Genomic DNA, 20128 nt, shown 5'->3' with positions numbered 1-20128 from the left:
CCTCGGTGGGCGCGGGCGAGATCATCGCGAGCGGCAGTCTGCTGCTTGCGCTTCCCATCGCGGTGCTCGCGGGGCTCATCGCATTCGCCTCGCCCTGCGTGCTGCCACTGGTGCCCGGTTATCTCGCCTACGTGACCGGCATCACGGATGCCGCTGACGCCCGGCGCGGGCGCATGGCCGCCGGCGCCGCATTGTTCATCGCCGGCTTCAGCATCGTGTTCCTCGGCTTCTTCGTGCTCGTCGGCTCGGTTGGCGTCTTCTTCTTCCAGTACAGCGATCTCATCCTGCGGATCGCAGGTGTGGTCGTGCTGCTCATGGGCGTCGTCTTCATCGGCCAGGTGACGTTCCTGCAGCGCACTTTCAAGCCCACGTGGCGGCCCACGACCGGCCTCGCGGGCGCACCGCTGCTCGGTGCGGTATTCGCCGTCGGTTGGTCGCCGTGCATGGGCCCGGTGCTCGCGGCCGTGTCGACGCTCGCCCTCGGCCAGAGCCCCGGTCGCGCGGCGCTCATCGGCGCTGCCTACTGCTTCGGTCTCGGCATCCCGTTCCTGCTGGTCGCGCTCGGCCTCGGCTGGGCCAGCCGCTCCATGGCATTCCTCAGACGGAATGTGCGCACCATCAACCTCATCGGTGGCGCGCTGCTCATCGTCATGGGGCTGCTCATGGTCTCGGGCGTGTGGCAGGCCATCATGCTGCAACTCCAGGGGGTGATCGATGCAACCGTCACGCCCCTCTGACTATGTCGACGCTGGAGCGCGAGGCCTCGCCGATCCGGACGACGAGAGATCGTCGACGGATCCACGGCGAACGGATGCCGAGCGCTCAGCCCCCGGCGACATCACGCAGCCGAAGCTCGGCCTCGTCGGCTGGTTGCGTTTCGCCTGGCGCCAGCTGACGAGCATGCGTACCGCGCTGCTGCTGCTGCTGCTGCTCGCGGTCGCCGCGGTGCCCGGCTCGCTCGTGCCGCAGCGCACCTCCGACCCCAACGGCGTGGTGCAGTACAAGGCCGACCACCCCGAACTCTTCCCGGTGCTCGATGGACTGCAGATGTTCGACGTCTACAGCTCGGTCTGGTTCTCGTCGATCTACCTGCTGCTGTTCATCTCGCTCATCGGCTGCATCGTCCCGCGCACCAGGCATCACTGGCAGGCACTCCGCGCGCGCCCTCCGCGCACTCCCGCGCGGCTGCAGCGGCTCGCCGGCTACCGCAGCGCAGTCAGCGACGCAGATCCTGAGACGGCGGTCTCCGAGGCCGGCGCGCTCCTGCGCAAGCTCGGATACCGCGTGGAGCGATACGACTCCGAGGCGCGGGGCGCCGCGACCTATTCGGTGTCAGCCGAGCGTGGGTACCTGCGCGAGACGGGCAACCTCGTCTTCCACGCGGCGATGGTCGGCGTGCTCTTCGCTGTGGGCATCATCAGCGGCTTCGGCTACAACGGCCAGAAGGTCATCGTCGAGGGCCAATCGTTCACCAACGTGCTCGCCGGCTATGACTCGTTCAACCCGGGTCGCTTCTTCGACGAGTCGTCGCTCACTCCGTACACGATCACGCTCGACAGCTTCGACGCGCAGTACGGCATCGATCAGACCACGGGCGCCGCTGTGCCGCTCGACTACGAGGCGCATCTCACGACCAAGGTGCGAGGTGAGGAGCCCGTTGAGGCGAATGCCAAGGTGAACGAGCCTCTCCACATCGCGGGCAACAACGCCTATCTGCTCGGCAACGGCTACGCCCCCGTGGTCACGGTGTACGACAGTTCGGGCGAAGTGGCGTTCTCGCAGGCTGTTCCGTTCCTCCCTCAAGACGGCAATCTCACGAGCCTCGGCGTGGTGAAGGTGCCGGATGCTGTTCCGGAGCAACTCGGCCTCGTCGGGTTCTTCTACCCGTGGGCTGTCGAGCAGCACACGGGCGCGTATGCGTCGGCGCACCCCCAGCCCGGTGATCCGCTGCTCACCTTCAACGTCTTCAGCGGCGATCTCGGGATCAACGAGGGTATTCCGCGATCGGTATATGCCTTGGACACTGATGGCATGACGCCGGCCGCCGGAGGTGAAGCCGACGCTGCGGCGATCGAGTTGCGCCCGGGCGAACGCGTGGAGCTTCCCGATGGGCTGGGCGCAGTAGAATTCACCGAGCTCAAACGCTTCGTCAGCCTCGACATCCACCACGACCCGACCCAGCTCTGGGTGCTGATCTTCTCAGTGCTTGTGGTCGGCGGCCTGGCCGCCGCACTCTTCGTGCCTCGCCGCCGTCTCTGGGTCAAGGCCACCGTTGCAGCCGACGGGCGTACCACCCTCGAATACGCGGGACTCGCTCGCGGCGAAGACCCGACGCTCGATCAAGCGGTCGAAGACCTCGCCGCACGGCATGAAGCAGAGCTCGAGAGCAGGAGCAAGCGATGAACGTCAACGCAGAACTCGACACCATCTCTCTGGTGCTGGTGTATTCGGCGATGGCCGTCTACACCCTCGCCTTCATCTCGTACGCCCTCGACCTGGCGAGGCGGTCGGCCGACAAGCCGGCGAAGATCGACGGTCTCGTCGCGACGGATGCCGGGGGTGCCCCTGCCGCGCGCTCGAGCTCGGTGGGCGCCGCGATCGGTACCGCTCCGACCGCCACCGTCGCGCGAACGACTGCGGCCGAGCGCCGCGGCGAGGGAGCAGTCCGGGCGGTGCGCGAGGGCCGCGAGAAGGGCTCGCCGAGCCTGAAGGTCGGGTTCTCGCTGACCGTGCTCGGATTCCTCATCCACCTCGCGGCGGATGTGCTGCGCGGCATCGCGGCCGGGCGAGTGCCGTGGGCGAACATGTACGAGTTCTCGCTCACGATGACGCTCATCATCGTCGGCGTGTTCATCGCGGTGCAGGTGAAGCAGGACCTGCGCTTCCTCGGCACCTTCGTGATCGGGCTGTCGGTACTGATCCTCGGCGTCTCGACCGTCGGGTTCTACGTGAGCGTCATCCCGCTTCCCCCGGCGCTGCAGTCGCCGTGGCTGGTCATCCACGTGTTCGTCGCCTCACTCGCGACCGGGTTCCTCGCCCTCGGGTTCGCCCTGTCGATCGTGCAACTGCTGCAGTACCGGCGAGAGCTGCTCTCGCTCGAGCTGCAGGCGGTGAAGCTGCGATTCCTTCGCTCGCTGCCGAGCGCCGAGCGCCTTGAGAACCTCGCATACCGGCTGAACATCGTCGGCTTCATCTTCTGGACGTTCACGCTCATTGCCGGCGCCGTCTGGGCGGAGCGCGCGTGGGGCCGGTACTGGGGCTGGGACACCAAGGAGGTGTGGACGTTCATCGTCTGGGTGCTCTACGCCGGCTACATCCACGCGCGCGCGACGCGCGGCTGGCGCGGTAACCGATCCGCCTGGCTCGCCATCATCGGCTTCAGTGCGATCCTGTTCAACTACACCGTCGTGAACCTCTTCTTCAAGGGACTGCACGCCTACTCAGGCCTGTAGACCCACCCACCGCAGCGCGCTCGACCGAAGGCGGCTGATGGTTCCCGGTTCGAGCGCGCTATCCGAGCCCGCGGCTGGAGCGCGCAGTCAGAGGGTGCTGAGCAGCGCCGCGCATGCCGTCTCACAGCGACGGCACGCCTCGGCGCAGGCGCGGCAGTGCTCATGCATATCCGCGTGCTTGGCGCACTCGGCGGCACACGCCGCGCACGCCGCGCGGCACGCTTCCAGCACCGCGCGCATGATCGTGGTGTCGGCGCTCCGGCGGCTGAGCACCGACGCGGTCGTCGCGCACACTTCCGCGCAGTCCAGATCGGTGCGAATGCACTCCACGAGCTGGTCGACCATCGATTCGCTCAAACAGGCGTCGGCGCACGAGGCGCACGCGAACGCGCACTCGAGACACGCCTCGATGCATTCGACCAACGCGGCCCGGTCCAACTCGCCGGGTCCGGCCGGACGAGCGTCGAGCATTCGTTCCACCATCGACATCGACATGAGCACTCCTTCGCTTCCGTTGGTTCGCGGTGCGTCGGAGCGTACCCCCGGCATGCGGACGGGCAAGGAGCTCGAAAGATCTTCTGTGGCGGCGCTCAGCGTGCGGCCGGCGGCTGGCTGGCGAGGACGGAGTGGCAGCGACGCAGTCGCTCGAACCACCACTCGCGGCGCGCATCGTCGGCCGCGTGCTCGTCGAGCAATTCGGCATCCGCGTCGATCCGGCGCACCTCGATCGCCCCGCCCGACGGCATGAGCGGATGCCGGGCGACGTCGGCCGCGAGCAATGCGGCCGTGCCGAGGCCGCAGTCGAACTGCAGCGTGGGCATGGCTGCAGCCAGGTGAGCGCCCATTGAGAGCCCGACAGAGGTGTCGAGAGCGCTCGAAATGACGGCCGGAAGCCCCGCAGCCTCGATCAGGCTGAGGGCAGCACGGATGCCGCCGAGCGGTTGCGCCTTGACGACCACGATGTCTGCGGCCCCGGCCCCGGCCACCCTCAGCGGGTCATCGGCTTTGCGCACGCTCTCATCCGCTGCGATGGCGACGGCGCCGTCGAGCCGTCGCCGGAGCTCCGCCAGTTCGGCGACCGTGCGGCATGGCTGCTCGGCATACTCCAGGTCGAACTCCGCGAGCGCGCGCACAGCGATCGCGGCCTCATCGACGCTCCAGGCGCCATTCGCATCGATGCGCACACGGCCGGTCGGGCCGACTACCTCACGGGCGGCCGCCACCCGCTCAAGGTCATCAGCGAGCGACTGCCCGGGCTCTGCGACCTTGACCTTCACGGTACGGCAGGCGCCGAACGGAGCGAGCACTTCGGCGACGTCCTCGGCTCGCACGGCAGGCAACGTGGCGTTCACTGGAATCGACCCACGCCGCTGCGGGAGGGGTGCGCTCCATCCGAAGTCGATCGCGGCAGCGAGCCAGGCGGCTGACTCGGCATCGTCGTACTCGACGAACGGCGAGAACTCGGTCCACCCCTGAGGGCCTTGCATGAGCAGCGCTTCACGCGTGTCGATGCCCCGGAAGCGGGTGCGCAGCGGGAGGGCGACAACTCGCGCCTCGGCGAGCAGCTCGCGGAGCGGCGGCAGAGGGCGCGAGACGAGCGCGCCGGCATCCGGCTGGGGCACGCTGCGACCCTAACAGGGCGGCCGCCGCCGGTACGGTGAGTTGCATGAGCTTCGACGTCGCAGGCAGCAGCAGCCGCACGCCTCACGCGACCGAGCGTTCCGACGACGAGTTCACCACGGCCGCGTATCCGCACCAGCCGGCCCCCGATGGCGTGTATCCGCAGCTGGACGCAGAGCCAGAACCGCGGACGACGTATCGTTCGCGCCGGCGTGCGCGGAAGCGCAAATGGCTCGGCTGGGCCGCGATCCTGCTGAGCGCGATTGCTGCGGGCTTGGTCGTCGCCATCTACGCGATCGCTCCGGCGAACGCGCAACTCGCGCCCGCTGCAGCATTGCTCACGACCGCGCTGCTGTGGACTGCCGTGGCAGTCAGTGGGCTCGCCGCCGTGACCGGAACGGTCTCGGTGATCGCGGGCTGGTCTCGCGTTGCGGGAGCGGTCGGCATCGTGCTCGGCCTCATCACCAACCCGTTCGTGCTCTTCACGCTCGTGTCTGGCGCCTCGTCGCTCACGCCATACTGACCGAGGCTCTCGCTGCTCGCGGCTGATTAGGCTTGCGGCATGGCACCGGCGGTCTCTGAACTCTTCGATCCCGAGCTCTGGCGCGATGCGCCGGGCTTCGGCGCGCTCACCGACATCACGTACCACCATGACGTCGACGGCCGGGTCGCCCGCATCGCGTTCAATCGCCCAGAGGTGCGCAACGCGTTCCGCCCGCACACGGTCGACGAGCTCTACGCCGCGCTCGACGATGCCCGCCAGAACCCGCGCATCGGCGTGGTGCTGCTTACCGGCAACGGTCCGAGCCCGAAGGACGGCGGCTGGGCATTCTGCTCGGGTGGCGACCAGCGCATCCGCGGACGCGACGGCTACAAGTACTCGGATGCCGAGACGGCCGTCGTCGAGGGTGCGCATCGCGCAGCAGTGGGTCGCCTGCACATCCTCGAGGTGCAGCGCTTGATCCGCTTCATGCCGAAGGTGGTCATCGCTGCTGTGCCGGGGTGGGCAGCCGGCGGCGGTCACTCGCTGCACGTCGTATGCGACCTGACGATCGCGTCGGAGGAGCACGGCCGGTTCAAGCAGACGGATGCTGATGTCGGCTCGTTCGACGCCGGCTACGGCAGCGCGTACTTCGCGCGCCAGATCGGTCAGAAGTTCGCCCGGGAGGTGTTCTTCCTCGCCGAGGAGTACTCGGCGAGACGGGCCTATGAGATGGGCGCCGTGAACGCGGTGGTGCCGCACGCCGAGCTCGAAGCGACCGCCTATCACTGGGCGCAGAAGATCCTCACGAAGTCGCCCACCGCGGTGCGCATGCTGAAGTTCGCGTTCAACGCCGTCGACGACGGGCTGGTCGGTCAGCAGGTGTTCGCCGGCGAAGCCACTCGGCTCGCCTACGGAACTGATGAGGCGGTCGAGGGCCGCGACGCGTTCCTCGAGAAGCGCGACCCCGACTGGTCGCCCTTCCCCTGGCAGTACTGAGCGAGGGCACCCGCATGTCGCGACCGCTGCGGATCGTCGCCGACGGCAACGTGCTGCCGGCGCTGCGCGAGGCGTTGGCGGGTGGGCCAGCGGTGCTGCCCCGTCCGCGCGCCTCGATCGATCTCGGCGGCAGCGCTGCGATCGATCACGTCGACGCAGCGCTCGCGCCTCCGAGTGATGTGCCCGCCATGGTCGACGATCCGGTCGCCCTCGTCGTCGAGACCTCGGGTTCGACCGGCGATTCGAAGCGGGTCGCGCTCAGCGCCCGAGCGCTGCTCGCGTCGGCGTCCGCGGCCGATGCGCGCATCGGCGGCCCGGGTCAGTGGCTCCTGTGCCTGCCTGAGCACTACATCGCTGGGGTCAACGTGCTGGTGCGATCGATCGCCGCCGGCACAGAGCCCGTGCGAATGGAGGGCACGCACTTCGACGTCGATCGCTTCATGGTTGCTGCAGCCGCCCTCGAGCACGAGCGCCGCTACGTCTCGCTCGTGCCGGTGCAACTCGCCCGGTTGCTCGACGACGAGCGGGCGCACGAGTCGCTCGTCGCGTTCGAGGCGGTGCTCGTCGGCGGGCAGGCCACCCCGGCGCGCCTTGTCGACCGGGCACATGCCCTCGGCATCCGTCTCGTCCGCACCTACGGCGCCAGCGAGACCAGCGGCGGCTGCATCTACGACGGCCGCCCCCTCGACGGAGTGGACGTGCGTGCAGTCGATGGGGAACTCTGGATCAGCGGACCGACGCTCGCCGAGGGCTACCTCGATGACTCCGCGCTCACCGCTCACCGCTTCATCGGCGGCTGGTACCGCACGGGCGACACGGGCGACGTCGTCGATGGCATCGTGCGCGTGACCGGCCGCCTCGATGACGTGATCATCTCGGGTGGCTTGAAGGTGTCGCTCGGCGCGGTGGAGCGAGTGGTGCGATCGCTCCCTGGGCTCGAAACGGCGGTCGTCGTGCGCGCCACTCACGCCGAATGGGGCGAGGTGCCGGTGGTCATCGCCGAACGCGAGTCATCGCTCGTCGAAGTGCGCGCAGCCGTCGAGGCAGTGGAGGGGCCGGCAGGGAGGCCTCATCGACTGGTCGTGGTCGAGCGGATGCCGCTGCTCCCCTCCGGAAAACCTGACCGCCGCGAGGCGCAACGTCTCGCAACGGGGGAGTCGTCGTGACCGCCTCGCCATAGGATCGCTGCGTGGCGAAACCCAGACCGCAGCGCATTGATCCCGACCGGCTCAACCGGGCGAACGCCGCCCGGAAGGAGAGGGCGGCGCAGCAGAAGAGCCCGGCCGGTGGCTCGACCGCGGCCGGCACGAGCGCGAAGTCCAAGTCGAACTCGAGCACCAAGGGCCGCAACAGCGGCAACCCCGCCGCACGCAACGCCGCGCCGAAGGGTGCAGCCCAGAAGCGGCAGCCGGCGAAAGCGACCTGGCGCGACTGGGTCGCCGGCGCCCGCATCCGCACCCTCTCGCTCTCGGTCGCACCGGTCGCGCTCGGGTCGGCCGCAGCCCATGTGGCTGGCGGCTTCGACCTCACCATCGCGCTGCTCTGCCTCGGGGTGGCGGTCTTGCTGCAGATCGGCGTGAACTACGCGAACGACTACTCCGATGGTGTGCGGGGCACCGACCAATTCCGCGTGGGACCGAGCAGGCTCACCGGGTCTGGCGCTGCCGCGCCCAAGCACGTGCTCACCGTCGCCCTGGTGTGCTTCGCCCTCGGCGCCGCCTGCGGACTCGCCATCGTGGTGCTCACCCAGCTCTGGTGGCTGCTCGCGGTCGGTGCTCTCGCGCTGCTCGCCGCCTGGTTCTATACGGGTGGCAAGCGGCCGTACGGCTATGCGGGACTCGGCGAACTGGTGTCGTTCCTCTTCTTCGGCCCCGTGGCGACCGCCGGAACCACATTCGTGCAGTTGGGGAGCGTGAACCTCGAATCGTGGTTCGCCGGGCTCGCGATGGGTCTCTTCACCGCCGCGGTGATGCTCATCAACAACCTGCGCGACCGCGTGCCCGACTCGCAGGCCGGCAAGAAGACCCTTGCCGTGCGCATGGGCGATCGCCCCGCGCGAGCGCTCTTCGCGGTGCTGGTGCTCGCCCCGTTCGGCGTGCTGGTGTTCTTCGCGCTGTTCTACCTGTGGGCGCCGCTGGTCTACCTGGCGCTCCTCGTGGCGATCCCGGCCGCGGTCATCGGGGTGTGGGGCAAGACAGCGGCCGAAGCGCTGCTCGCGCTGAAGCTGACGAGCCTTGCCGCGCTGCTGTACGGACTAGCGCTCGCCGCCGCGATCGCCTTCTGACGGGGTCGGCTCGTTCTCTCGAGTCGCGTCTGAGGCGTTGCCCGATGCAGCAGCCGGGGGTTGCTCGACGGCCGGTTGGCCTCCGAACTGCGGGTCGTCGCCGGGGCTCAGGGTTGCGGCATCCGCGATGACAGCGTCTTCGACCTCGGCGTCGACGTCAGGCTTCTCGACCCGCGGCGCGCGCTTGGGTTGCGGGATGAAGATGTAGCTGATGCAGAGCGTGATGATGGCGGTCGCGATGCCGGCGAGCCACAGATCCATGCCCAGGGCCCAGAGCAGCACGAAGACGCCCACGAACATGACGACGCGCACCACCGAGTAGATCACCCAACGACTGGTGGATGAACGAGGAGCGGTCGCGCCGCTCGTCGCGGGCTCGGCGGCAGGCGTGGCATCGGCCGGATCAGGCATGCGACAAGTCTAGAGATCGCACGCTGGACGCCGGCTCGGCGCTCGAGCCCGGCCACCGGGCTCTGCCGATCTCGCGCCGGGCTTCGCCGAGCAGCCATGCGGTGCCCGTCGCCTGGGCCGGGTGCCCCCGGACGCCCCACCGCCCCACCGCCCCAGCGCACCCCCAGCGTCTCGGCATACACTCAGTGGATGGCCCGGTTGTTGTTCGCGCTTGCCGTGGTCGTCGTCGCGTTCACCGTTTACGCGCTCATCGACCTGATTCTCACCGACCGCGCTCGCGTGCGCGCGTTGAACAAGGTGATCTGGGTCTTCATCATCGTGCTGCTGCCGGCGATCGGCGGCGCACTCTGGCTGGTCTTCGGCAAGTCGCGGCGCCAGCGGGGCGGCGGAGCAGGGCTCATCGCGCCAGACGACGACCCTGCATTCCTGGGCGGGCTCGAGCGGGATCTCGCCGCTGAAGAGCGCATTCGGCAGCTGGAGCGTGAACTCGCCGAACTCGACGACGACTCGTCGAAGGACTGACCGGATGCCGGGAGCATCCGCACCGGCCGACCCCGAGGCCGACGAGCCCGAGTCGACCGCGGTGGACACGCCGAGCGGCGAGCGGTCGGCATCCGCTTCGCGTGCAGAAGGATCCGCTGCTGCCCTGACATCACGTCGCATCGATGACGCGCGACGGGCGGATGCCTCGTCGGCTCCCTCCTCGAGCTTCGCCGTCTCACTGCTGAGCGAGCTCGTGCGTCTCGGGGTGCGTGACGTGGTGCTCAGCCCCGGGTCGCGATCCCAAGCGCTTGCACTGGCAGCCGCAGCGCTCGAGCAACGCGAGGCACTGCGTCTCCACGTGCGCATCGATGAGCGCGCCGCCGGGTTCCTCGCGCTCGGGCTCGCGATGGAGTCGCGCTCTCCCGTGCCGGTCATCACCACATCGGGCACCGCGGTCGCGAATCTTCACCCCGCCCTGCTCGAGGCGCGCCATGCGGGCGTTCCGCTGATCGCGCTGACCGCCGATCGGCCGGCCGAGCTGCGCGGCATCCGCAGCAACCAGACCACCGACCAGGTCGGCATCTTCGGAACCGCCGTGGTGGCCGCGTGGAACCTCGATGCGCCGGTCGGCGCTCCGGGCGAAACGGATGCTGCCGCTGCGCTCGCGCGCGAGCTCGTCGCCGCGTCGGCCGGCGGCCCCGTGCACGCCAACCTCGCGTTCACCGAGCCGCTCTCGAGCGCGATCGACGCCGATGCCATCGAGCTCGACGATCTTGGTTTGCCGCCCGTCGATGCGGGTGTCTCCGTCCACGCCCGGTCGACGGAGGCCCCGGCCGCGTCTGCTGCCGCATCCATCGCCACCGTCGCTCCGACGCTGGGTACCATCGTCGTCGCGGGCCACCGCGCGGGTCCCGTGGCCGAGGCTGTCGCCCATGCCCTTCACGCTCCGCTGGTGGCTGAGATCGCCAGCGGCGCGCACTTCGGGCGGAATCTGGTGCTGGCATACCGTCGGCTGCTGCAATCCGCGGAGTTCGGCGGCGCGGTACGCCGGGTCATCGTGTTCGGGCATCCGACCCTCAGTCGCGAAGTGCCCGCGCTCATCGCACGGGAAGACGTCGAGACGATCGTCGTCCGCTCCCCCGGCGTCGACGACTACAACCCGGGTCGGCGAGTGTCGTCGTTCGTCGACGCCGTCGAGGTGGTCGATTCGTCATCCGAAGACGACGCCGCTGCGCTCGCGGCCGACGTGCGCCAACTGCGGCGGTGGACGGCGGAGTGGGTGCACGCGGGCCGCGAGCTGGCCGAGGCGGATGCGGCTGACTCTGCCGTCGCCGCACCGGATGTCGATGCCTCCCGCTCGTATGACCGTCTTGACAGAGCTCGGTTCGCGCGGGCCGAACTGGCCGCCGTGCGCAGGCCGCTGACGCGTCGACTGGTCGCTGAGCTGGTGTGGGCCGCGACCTGGCCGCACGACCGGCTGGTGCTCGGGGCGTCGCGGCTGATCCGCGTCGCCGACGAGGTGGTGCCGGGCAAGAAGCTCGCCGTCCATTCCAACCGCGGGCTGGCGGGCATCGACGGCACGATCGCGACTGGCATCGGCGTCGCGCTCGCCGCCGAGGCGGCAGGCGGCCGCGGCACCACGCGTGTGCTGCTCGGCGACCTCGCGATGCTGCACGACGCCGGCTCGCTGCTCTTCGGAGAGGGCGAGCGCCGCCCGCGGGTCCAGTTGATCGTCGGCAACGACGGAGGCGGCACCATCTTCGACGGGCTGGAGGTGGCGGCATCCGCGGATCGCAGCGCGTTCGATCGCGTGCTCTACACGCCGCAGCGCGTGGACCTCGCTGCGCTCGCCGCAGCCTATGGCTGGCAGCACACGACCGCCCGCACCTACGGCGAGCTCGAGCAGGCCCTCACTGCTCCCGAGCGTCTGTCGATCATCGAGGTGCCGCTCGAGCGCTGATCGCCTCCCGATCGTGATCAGGCGATAGTCCGCGGCGGATGCCGGGGCTACGCTCGGCGCATGAGCGATGCGGCCCGTATCCGCGGCGACCACCTGCCACACGATCGAACCGGCACCGGGACCGGGACCGGCACCGGGACCGGCACCGGGACCGGCACCGGGACCGGCACCGGCACCGCCGACGCAGCGGCATCCGCCTTCCGCCGTCTGTTCCGCGCCCCGCTGCCCCTCGACCTCGCCTCGATCGACCCTCGCGGAACACCGGGCTTCACTGGCGAGCGCGAAGACGCCGACGCCGCCATGCGCGCGACCGACGACGAGCTCTCAGATCTGCAGGAGCGGCTCTTCGCGGGCAGTCGCACAGGCGACACCAGACGAGTGCTGCTCGTGCTGCAGGCGATGGACACCGCCGGCAAGGGAGGCATCCTCCGGCATGTGATCGGCGCCGTCGACCCGCAGGGCGTCCGCATCACCGCCTTCAAGGCGCCCACCGAGGAAGAGCGGCAGCATGACTTCCTCTGGAGGGTGCGGCGCGCGTTGCCGCCGGCCGGCATGATCGGAGTCTTCGACCGTTCGCACTACGAAGACGTGCTGGTGCAGCGGGTGCGGGGGTTGAGCCGCCCCGACGAGGTCGAGCGCCGTTACGAGCAGATCGTGGAATTCGAGCACGAGCTGACGGATGCCGGTGTCTCGCTCATCAAGGTGATGCTCCACATCAGCAAGGCCGAGCAGAAGGAGCGATTGCGGGAGCGGCTCGACCGCCCTGACAAGCATTGGAAGTTCGACCCGGGTGACATCGACGAGCGCGCGTACTGGAACGACTACATGCGGGCGTATGAGCTCGCGATCGATCGCACCAATACAGCGGCGGCTCCGTGGTACGTGGTGCCCGCCGATCGCAAGTGGTTCGCGCGCTATGCCGTGCACGGGCTGCTGCTCGAGACGTTGCGCGGTCTTCAACTGCAGTGGCCGCTGGCCGAGTTCGATGTCGCGTCGGAGCGACGCCGACTCGAGGCATCCTGAGCTCTCAGTCGAACGCTTCGACGACCGGCTTGAACTTCATCCGCGTCTCGGCGAGCTCCGCCTCCGGGTCGGATTCGGCCACGATGCCCGCCCCCGCGAACGCGGTGACACGTCCTTCGCTGTCGATCTGAGCCCCGCGAAGCGCGATGGCCCATTCTCCGTCACCGTCGGCGTCGACCCAGCCGACCGGTCCCGCGTACCGGCCGCGATCGAACCCTTCGAGTTCGGCGAGCATCCTCATCGCAGTGTCTGTCGGGGTGCCGGCCACCGCAGCGGTGGGATGCAGAGCGTCGATGAGGTCGAGCGACGAGGCGCCGGCGCTGAGCGTGCCCTCCACGTCGGTTGCGAGATGCCACAGGTTCGGGAGCTTCAGCGTGAACGGCACTTCGTCGCTCGAGAGCGCACGAGCGAAGGGATCGAGCGCCGCCAGCACGCTCTGCACCGCGAATCGGTGCTCGTCGAGGTCCTTCGTGCTGGTGGCGAGCGCTGCCGCTGCCGCCTCGTCGCTGCGTTGATCGACACCCCGCGCCGCGCTGCCCGCCAGCACCCGGGCCGACACCGTGCCCTGCTCGACGCGGACGAGCGTCTCGGGGCTCGACCCGATCAGACCATCCACGGCGTACGTGTGGCAGTCGGGGTAGCCGAGCGCGAGCGCGGCGATCACACGCCGAAGATCGGCATCCGCCGGCAATTCGCCCGTGAGGGTTCTCGCCAGCACGACCTTGCTGAGCGCGCCGTCGTGAATCCGCTGCACAGCCTCCGTGACCGCAGCGAGGTAGCCGGACGCCGTCGGTGTGCCGGCATCGAGTGCCAGCTTCACGGGGTGACCCCACGGCGCCGGGCTCAGCGCGCGGTTCACCGCTTCTGCATCCGCGAGGTCGTCGATGGGTTGTGCGGCGGATGCCGTGCCGCCGTCGAGGCGCATGTCGGCGATGTCGATGCGAGTCAGCCAGGCGGCGTCGCCTCGGCGGCCGACCACCAACCGCGGAACGATCAGGGTGCTGGTCGCCGACGATTGCGCGCTGAACGCGAAGGTGCCGAAGGCGATGAGGCCTGACCCCGCAACACCGACCGGGTCCGTCACAGACGCGCGCTCGACGAGGCTCTTCCACGCGGATGCCGCCTCGCGCATGCGCTCGGCGCCGGCGAACTCGAGACGCAGCGCTTCGCCGAAGCCCACGACGCCCTCGCCTCGCCGCACGAATACGAGCGGATGCCTCGGATCGGCGAGCGGGATCAGCGGCTGGTCGAGGTCGATCGCCGTCGTCACCGCTCGCAACGACGCAGCGGCAGACGACACAGCAGACACCGCAACAGCCTATGCCGCTCCCGAGGGCCTCCCCAGCCCGGTCGAACGGCGCTGCAGAGCCCCGCACGGCTCCCCTCATCGCCCGGGTCCCGGCCAGACGCCACGCGGCTAGCATGGAGTGGTGAGCAAGGCCGACTTGAACAAGCGCCCGGAAGAGGTATCGGGCATGTTCGACAGCGTCGCCCGCGGCTACGATCGCACGAACGCCGTGCTCTCGGTCGGTAACTCCGCTCTCTGGCGCATCGCGACCGTGCGCGCCGTCGACCCGAAACCGGGCGAGCGCATCCTCGACGTCGCCGCCGGGACGGGCACGAGCGCGGCCGCCTTCGCGCGGTCGGGCGCCCAGGTCGTCGCCCTTGACTTCTCGCGGGGCATGGTCGAGGAAGGTCGCAGGCGGCATCCCGAGCTCGAGTTCATCGAGGGCAACGCCGAGGCGCTCCCCTTCGGTGACGATGAGTTCGATGCCGTCACCATCAGTTTCGGGCTGCGGAACGTTCAACGCCCGAAACTCGCGCTCGACGAGATGTTCCGCGTGCTCAAGCCCGGCGGTCGGCTTGTGATCTGCGAGTTCAGCAAGCCACCGGTCGGGATCGTTCGAGCGGGCTACCAGGCTTACCTCAAGTGGGTCATGCCCGCCGTCGTCAACATCGCGAGCACGGATGCCGATGCCTACTCGTACCTCGCCGACTCGATCGAGGACTGGCCAGATCAGGGAACTCTGAGTCAGTGGATCAGAGGTGCCGGGTTCACCCGCGTCGCACACCGCAATCTCACCGCCGGAGTCGTCGCCCTGCACCGAGGACGCAAGCCCGAGGATGCGGCGATTCGTGCGTCGGTCTCGAAGCGCCGCCGCGCGAGCCGCAGCGTGCCGAGCGCTCCGGCGGATGCCGCCACTGACCCTTCTACTGGCCGGTCGGCCAACGGCGCCACAGTTGAGGCCGCCGTGAACGCCGCCACCGCGAAGGCCGCCACCGCGAAGGCCACCGCGAAGGCAGCCACCCCGAAGGCCGCGACGGTGAAGGCTCCGCCTGCAAGAGCCAAGACCGCGAAGCCTGCGCCCGCCAAGGGTGCCGGCGAAACGGCCGCAACGACCACCAGGCCGACGCCGTCCACCCGCCGCAAGCCCGTCCTTGATCCCGCGCCCCAGCGTCCCGCCGTCGAGAGCGGCGCCATCGAACCCGAGGCCAAGCGCGGGGCGAACGAGCCGGCATCCGAACGTTCGAACGACTCGTGAGCCGCACCCCAGTGATTCCCACCGCACCCGCTCGCCGTCGGAGCAGCCTTTCGGCCTCGCTCGGCATCGGCGACCGCCTCTTCGCATCAGCTGATGAACGCCGCTTCGCACGCGCCATCGAAGTCGGCCTCGAGCGCGTCGAAGCCGGATTGTTCGACGAGATGGGCTTCGCCGACGAGCTGGCCGATGTCACCGCACGGTACCTGCTCGACGCCGGCGGCAAGCGCGTGCGCCCGGTGCTCGCTCTTATCGCCGCGCAGCTCGGCGACGGCGCGACCGACGAGGTGATCACCGCGGCGAGGGCGATCGAGATCACGCACCTCGCCTCGCTGTATCACGACGATGTCATGGACGAGGCGCCGGTTCGCCGCGGGGTGCCCGCCGCCCACATGCGCTGGGGCAACGCCGTCGCGATCCTCACCGGCGACTTGCTCTTCGCTCGGGCGAGCAAGCTCATCGCCTCGCTCGGTGAGAGCGCCATCGCACTGCAGGCCGACACCTTCGAGCGGCTCTGCCTGGGGCAACTGCATGAGACGGTCGGTCCGAAGCCCGGTGAAGACGCCATCGAGCACTACATCGGGGTGCTCGCCGACAAGACCGGCTCGCTCATCGCGGCCGCCGCGCAGGTGGGTGTGAAGTTCTCGAACGCGCCGGCCGAGTTCGAGCAGCCGGTCGTCGAGTACGGCGAACGGGTGGGCGTCGCCTTCCAGTTGGTCGACGACGTCATCGACCTCGCGCCTCCTGCCGACAAGACGGGCAAGACCGCGGGCACCGATGTGCGCGCGGGCGTCGCGACGCTGCCCATGCTGTACTTGAGGCAGCAGGCGCAGACGGATGCCGCGGCATCCGAGTTGCACGAGCGCATCACCCGCGATGTGCAGGACGGCACCCCCGAGGAAGCCGACCAGGCGATCACCGCGCTGCGTGACCACCCGGTCACGGAGCGCACCCTCGCCGAAGCGAGACGCTGGGCTTCAGCCGCGGTCGCCGCGCTCGAGCCGCTGCCTGAGGGGCCTGTGAAGAAGGCGCTGTCGACCTTCGCCGATGCCGTGGTCGAGCGCAGCAGTTGAGCAGCTCGGCCGAGGGTCCGAGAACCGTCGGGCGCGAAATCGCACCGATGAGCCAAGACGTAGATCGAGTCGAAAGGAAGACCGTGACCAAGCTTCGCCTGGCCATCGTCGGAGCCGGCCCCGCCGGTATCTACGCCGCTGACATCCTGCTGAAGCTCGAGAAGCAGTTCGATGTCTCGATCGACCTCTTCGAGGCGCTGCCCGCACCGTACGGATTGGTGCGGTACGGGGTCGCACCCGACCACCCGCGCATCAAGGGCATCATCACGGCCCTCCGAGAGGTGCTCGACCGCGGCGACATCCGCATCTTCGGCAATGTGCACTACGGCACCGATATCACCCTCGCCGACTTGAAGAAGCACTACAACGCGGTCATCTTCGCGACCGGCGCCATGCGCGATTCCGACCTCACGCTGCCGGGCTTCGACCTCGAGGGATCGTACGGTGCGGCCGAGTTCGTGAGCTGGTACGACGGTCACCCCGATGTTCCTCGCGAGTGGCCGCTCGAGGCGCAGTCGATCGCCGTCATCGGCAACGGCAACGTCGCTCTCGATGTGGCGCGGATGCTGGTCAAGCACCCCGAAGACCTGCAGTCGACCGAGATCCCGAGCAACGTGTACGAGGGGCTCAAGCGCTCGCCCGTCACCGATGTGCACATCTTCGGTCGCCGCGGCCCGGCGCAGGTCAAGTTCACCCCGCTGGAGCTCCGCGAGCTCGGCGAGCTGCGCGACGTCGACATGATCCTCCACGACGAGGACTTCGACTACGACGACGCCTCGAAGAACGCGATCGCCACCAACAAGCAGGTCATGGTGATCGATCGAGTATTGCAGCAGTGGCGGCAGCGCGAGACGGGTTCCGCGTCACGGCGCCTGCACTTCCACTTCTTCGCGCGGCCGGTCGAACTCACGGGCGTCGGCCATGTCGAGAGCATCCGCTGGGAGCGCACGGCGCCCGATGGTGAAGGCGGAGTCGTCGGCACCGGCGAGTTCCGTGAACTGCCGGTGCAGGCGGTGTATCGCGCGGTGGGGTACTTCGGCTCGCCCCTTGACGGCATCCCGTTCGACGAGCGCGTGGGCGTCATCCCGAACCACGAGGGCCGCGTGCTGCGTGACGACCCGACGAGCCCGGGGCAGTTCAACGAGCAGTTGCCCGGCGTCTACGCCACGGGCTGGATCAAGCGGGGGCCCGTGGGGCTGATCGGGCACACCAAGTCCGATGCGATGGAGACGGTGAAGCACCTGGTCAACGACCAGGGGAGCTGGTGGAACCCTGCACACCCGGAGGAGCAGGCGATCGTCGAGCTGCTCGAATCGCGCGGCATCCAGTACACCGATCTGGACGGTTGGCACGCGCTCGACGAGCATGAGATCGCGCTGGGAGAGCCCGAGGGCCGGGCGCGCATCAAGGTGGTCCCGCGCGACGAGATGGTGAAGATCTCTACTGCAGTCCGGCAGTGAGCCGCGCGACGTTGTCGAGCACCTGAGTGCGGAACGGCCTGCGCAGCCAGTCGTCGAGCAGCACCTCGGTGCTGCGGCTGCGGTAGTCGTCTTCGATCTGTCGCAACTGCTTGACGAACTGGTCTGAGCGCACCATCACCGAGATCTCCAGGTTGAGGGTGAACGAGCGCATATCCATATTGCTCGAGCCGACGACCGCCACCTCGTCGTCGATGGTGAAGTGCTTGCTGTGCAGCACGGTCGGCGCCTGGTAGAGGAAGATGCGCACCCCGGAACGGAGCAGCTCCTCGTAGTAGGAGCGCTGCGCGTGGTACACCATCGGCTGGTCGCCGATCTCGCTCGCGAACAGCTGCACGTCGAGCCCGCGCTGGGCCGCCGAGGTGATGGCGTAGAGCATCGAGTCATCGGGCACGAAATAGGGGCTCGTGATGATGATGCGCTCTTGTGCGCTGTACAGCAGCGAGTTGAAGAGCCTGAGGTTGTTCTCGCCGTCGAAGCCGGGGCCGCTCGGCACCACCTGGCAGTCCATCGGCACGGCTGACTCGACGGCGCGGGCGCTCTCGGTCTCGCGGATCAGCAGTTCGTCGGTCTCGCTGTACCAATCCGTGACGAAGAGGGCATCGATTCCCGCGACGATGGGGCCCTCGAAGCGCACCATCAGGTCTTTCCACTGAAGACCGCGACGCTTGTTCGACCGCTTGTTGTAGCTCGCGTCGATGATGTTCTGCGACCCGGTGAACGCAAGGTCACCGTCGATCACGAGCAGCTTGCGATGGTTCCGGAGGTCTGGGCGCTGGTACTTGCCCCGCAGCGGCTGCACGGGCAGCATGAGCTGCCACTGCACGCCGCTGCGCTTCAGACGCTTGATCGTGCGCCGATATCCCGGGTAGCGCCACGACGCGATGTGGTCGAGCAGTACGCGCACTGTCACACCACGTTCGTGAGCGGCTTGCAGTGCGTCGAAGAAGGGCGCGCTCGTCTTGTCGAGATTCATGATGTAGAACTCGGCGTGAACGTAGCGCTCGGCGGAGTTCACGGCATCCGTCATCGCCTGCAGTGATTCCTCGTAGCCGGAGAAGAGCGCAGCCCGGTTGCCGCCGACCATCGGCATGGCGCCGAGGGTGCGGTTCATCTCGACGATCGGCCCGAGCCAGTCGGGCCAAGGCGGCTCGGTGCGCACGAACTCGATGCCGTCGGTCGTTTCGAGGATGTACTGATTGATCGCCTGCTGTCGCTGACGGCGCTTCTTCGGCAGCTTGGTCGACCCGATGAACAGGTAGAGCAGGATGCCGATGTACGGCAGCAGGAAGATGGCGAGCAGCCAGGCCGTTGCCGTCTGCGGCTTGCGATTGCGCGGCACCACGATGAGAGCGGTGATGCGCACCGCGATATCGATCACGATGAGCGCGGCACCGATCCATACAGTGATCGATGCCGGGTTCATAGTGTTGAGGATAGTGAGTGCGGTACGCCTCTCAGCTGTGCCCGGCCGCCGTCGCGCTGGGGGGCTTCATGCGGCAGCAGATCAGCGGAAGTTGATGAACTGCAGCGCGACGTCGAGATCCTTGCCCTTGAGCAGCGCGATCGTCGCCTGCAGGTCGTCGCGGCTCTTCGACTGCACGCGCAACTCGTCGCCCTGGATCTGGCTCTTCACGCTCTTGGGAGCCTCGTCGCGGATGATCTTCGAGATCTTCTTCGCGTCGTCGCTCGCGATGCCGTTCTTGAGCCCGACCTCGATGCGGAACTCCTTGCCGCTGGCGAATGGCTCGCCGCTGTCGAGAGAGCGCAGGCTCACGCCGCGCTTGATGAACTTCTGCTCGAGCACGTCGAGCACGGCCTTCACTCGCTCCTCGGTGCTGGCCTTCAGCAGCAGCTTCTCGCCGCTCCACTCGATCGACGCGCCGACGCCCTTGAAGTCGTAGCGCTGCGCGATCTCCTTCTGCGCCTGGTTGACGGCGTTGTCCGCCTCCATCTTGTCGACCTTGCTGACGATGTCGAATGAGGAATCTGCCATGCCGCCGAGTGTAGCCGCGGTGGTCAAAGGTGAGCCTCGTGGCCTTGTATGCTGTATTGCGCGCGTTCGACTGGTGATCACACTGGGCGGAAGCGCATCAAGGCGAGTTACCCAAGCGGCCAAAGGGATCTGACTGTAAATCAGCTGGCGTAGCCTTCGGGGGTTCGAATCCCTCACTCGCCACCATGTGCGAAAGCCCCGCTCCGGCGGGGTTTTCGCGTTCGGGGGTGCTGCTGGCCGCGGTGGCGCGGCATCCGGAGCTTCGTTTCGGAGTTGGCTGGGGTTCGCTTCACCTGCCTGGGTTGCAACACTGGCCGCGCGACGGCGA

General features: G+C 68.5%; 19 protein-coding genes and 1 tRNA gene. 14 read left to right on the top strand and 6 right to left on the bottom strand.

The window, feature by feature from the left end; genetic code table 11:
• The first annotated feature begins 5 nt into the window (after positions 1–5).
• Genes ABV606_RS05100 through ccsB form a run of 3 tightly spaced genes read left to right on the top strand, consistent with a single transcriptional unit; the run spans position 6 to position 3452 of the window.
• Positions 6–737: a cytochrome c biogenesis CcdA family protein gene (locus ABV606_RS05100; RefSeq protein ID WP_353988605.1), complete on the top strand. Its 732-nt coding sequence runs from the start codon at positions 6–8 to the stop codon at positions 735–737.
• The gene (gene resB, locus ABV606_RS05095) at positions 715–2403 is read left to right on the top strand and encodes a cytochrome c biogenesis protein ResB (protein ID WP_353988604.1); all 1689 of its coding nucleotides are present in this window, start codon (positions 715–717) and stop codon (positions 2401–2403) included. The genes ABV606_RS05100 and resB overlap by 23 nt, the downstream gene beginning before the upstream one ends.
• Entirely contained in the window at positions 2400–3452 is a 1053-nt protein-coding gene (gene ccsB, locus ABV606_RS05090) for a c-type cytochrome biogenesis protein CcsB (RefSeq protein WP_353988603.1), read from the top strand. Before resB ends, ccsB begins: the two co-directional genes overlap by 4 nt.
• Before the next feature lie 87 nt (positions 3453–3539).
• On the opposite strand, the gene ABV606_RS05085 is transcribed toward ccsB, so the two are convergent.
• The gene (locus tag ABV606_RS05085) at positions 3540–3941 is read right to left on the bottom strand and encodes a four-helix bundle copper-binding protein (RefSeq protein WP_353988779.1); all 402 of its coding nucleotides are present in this window, start codon (positions 3939–3941) and stop codon (positions 3540–3542) included.
• Between the two features lie 101 nt (positions 3942–4042).
• Positions 4043–5074 carry an o-succinylbenzoate synthase gene (locus tag ABV606_RS05080; RefSeq protein WP_353988602.1) on the bottom strand — a complete coding sequence of 344 codons (1032 nt, stop codon included), beginning with the start codon at positions 5072–5074 and terminating at the stop codon, positions 4043–4045.
• A gap of 44 nt (positions 5075–5118) precedes the next feature.
• Here ABV606_RS05080 and ABV606_RS05075 point away from each other — a divergent pair, with 44 nt between their 5' ends.
• From ABV606_RS05075 to ABV606_RS05060, 4 genes are read left to right on the top strand one after another with little or no spacing between them, the layout of a single operon-like run.
• Positions 5119–5595, top strand: a complete 477-nt coding sequence (locus ABV606_RS05075; protein WP_353988601.1) for a hypothetical protein — start codon at positions 5119–5121, stop codon at positions 5593–5595.
• Positions 5596–5634: 39 nt separating this feature from the next.
• Positions 5635–6552: a 1,4-dihydroxy-2-naphthoyl-CoA synthase gene (locus tag ABV606_RS05070; protein WP_353988600.1), complete on the top strand. Its 918-nt coding sequence runs from the start codon at positions 5635–5637 to the stop codon at positions 6550–6552.
• 14 nt (positions 6553–6566) lie between these two features.
• On the top strand, positions 6567–7718 hold the full coding sequence (locus tag ABV606_RS05065) for an AMP-binding protein (protein WP_353988599.1): 1152 nt from the start codon (positions 6567–6569) through the stop codon (positions 7716–7718).
• A gap of 23 nt (positions 7719–7741) precedes the next feature.
• Positions 7742–8836 (top strand): 1,4-dihydroxy-2-naphthoate polyprenyltransferase, encoded by a 1095-nt coding sequence (locus ABV606_RS05060; RefSeq protein WP_353988598.1) that lies wholly within the window; start codon positions 7742–7744, stop codon positions 8834–8836.
• Here ABV606_RS05060 and ABV606_RS05055 read toward each other — a convergent pair.
• Entirely contained in the window at positions 8807–9247 is a 441-nt protein-coding gene (locus ABV606_RS05055; RefSeq protein ID WP_353988597.1) for a hypothetical protein, read from the bottom strand. The genes ABV606_RS05060 and ABV606_RS05055 overlap by 30 nt on opposite strands.
• A 189-nt stretch (positions 9248–9436) precedes the next feature.
• On the opposite strand from ABV606_RS05055, the gene ABV606_RS05050 reads away from it, so the two are divergent.
• The 3 genes from ABV606_RS05050 to ABV606_RS05040 are packed head-to-tail and all read left to right on the top strand — an operon-like array spanning position 9437 to position 12713.
• Positions 9437–9769: a PLD nuclease N-terminal domain-containing protein gene (locus ABV606_RS05050; protein WP_281488690.1), complete on the top strand. Its 333-nt coding sequence runs from the start codon at positions 9437–9439 to the stop codon at positions 9767–9769.
• 4 nt (positions 9770–9773) lie between these two features.
• On the top strand, positions 9774–11690 hold the full coding sequence (menD, locus tag ABV606_RS05045; RefSeq protein ID WP_353988596.1) for a 2-succinyl-5-enolpyruvyl-6-hydroxy-3-cyclohexene-1-carboxylic-acid synthase: 1917 nt from the start codon (positions 9774–9776) through the stop codon (positions 11688–11690).
• Positions 11691–11750: 60 nt separating this feature from the next.
• Positions 11751–12713 (top strand): PPK2 family polyphosphate kinase, encoded by a 963-nt coding sequence (locus ABV606_RS05040; protein ID WP_353988595.1) that lies wholly within the window; start codon positions 11751–11753, stop codon positions 12711–12713.
• 4 nt (positions 12714–12717) lie between these two features.
• Here ABV606_RS05040 and ABV606_RS05035 read toward each other — a convergent pair whose 3' ends face one another.
• Complete coding sequence (locus ABV606_RS05035) at positions 12718–14022, bottom strand: isochorismate synthase (protein WP_281488687.1); 1305 nt, start codon at positions 14020–14022, stop codon at positions 12718–12720.
• 121 nt (positions 14023–14143) lie between these two features.
• Here ABV606_RS05035 and ABV606_RS05030 point away from each other — a divergent pair, with 121 nt between their 5' ends.
• The 3 genes from ABV606_RS05030 to ABV606_RS05020 all read left to right on the top strand — a co-directional run bounded on the left by ABV606_RS05030 (position 14144) and on the right by ABV606_RS05020 (position 17786).
• Positions 14144–15256, top strand: coding sequence for a class I SAM-dependent methyltransferase (locus ABV606_RS05030; RefSeq protein ID WP_353988594.1), 1113 nt, complete (start codon positions 14144–14146; stop codon positions 15254–15256).
• An 11-nt stretch (positions 15257–15267) separates the two neighbouring features.
• On the top strand, positions 15268–16326 hold the full coding sequence (locus tag ABV606_RS05025) for a polyprenyl synthetase family protein (RefSeq protein WP_281489034.1): 1059 nt from the start codon (positions 15268–15270) through the stop codon (positions 16324–16326).
• Between the two features lie 83 nt (positions 16327–16409).
• Positions 16410–17786, top strand: coding sequence for an FAD-dependent oxidoreductase (locus ABV606_RS05020; protein ID WP_353988593.1), 1377 nt, complete (start codon positions 16410–16412; stop codon positions 17784–17786).
• Here ABV606_RS05020 and cls read toward each other — a convergent pair.
• Positions 17767–19230 carry a cardiolipin synthase gene (gene cls, locus ABV606_RS05015; protein WP_353988592.1) on the bottom strand — a complete coding sequence of 488 codons (1464 nt, stop codon included), beginning with the start codon at positions 19228–19230 and terminating at the stop codon, positions 17767–17769. The two genes, ABV606_RS05020 and cls, sit on opposite strands and share 20 nt — an antisense overlap.
• Before the next feature lie 81 nt (positions 19231–19311).
• Positions 19312–19800, bottom strand: coding sequence for a YajQ family cyclic di-GMP-binding protein (locus ABV606_RS05010; protein ID WP_281488683.1), 489 nt, complete (start codon positions 19798–19800; stop codon positions 19312–19314).
• A 101-nt stretch (positions 19801–19901) separates the two neighbouring features.
• Between ABV606_RS05010 and ABV606_RS05005 the strand changes: the two genes are divergently transcribed.
• A tRNA-Tyr gene (locus tag ABV606_RS05005) sits at positions 19902–19986 on the top strand.
• Positions 19987–20128: the final 142 nt, after the last annotated feature.

The sequence above is a fragment of the Ruicaihuangia caeni genome (assembly GCF_040536845.1).
Taxonomy (GTDB): Bacteria; Actinomycetota; Actinomycetes; order Actinomycetales; family Microbacteriaceae; genus Ruicaihuangia; species Ruicaihuangia caeni.
The sequence above is the reverse complement of the archived record's forward strand: the minus strand, read 5'-3'. Positions and strand labels throughout refer to the sequence as shown.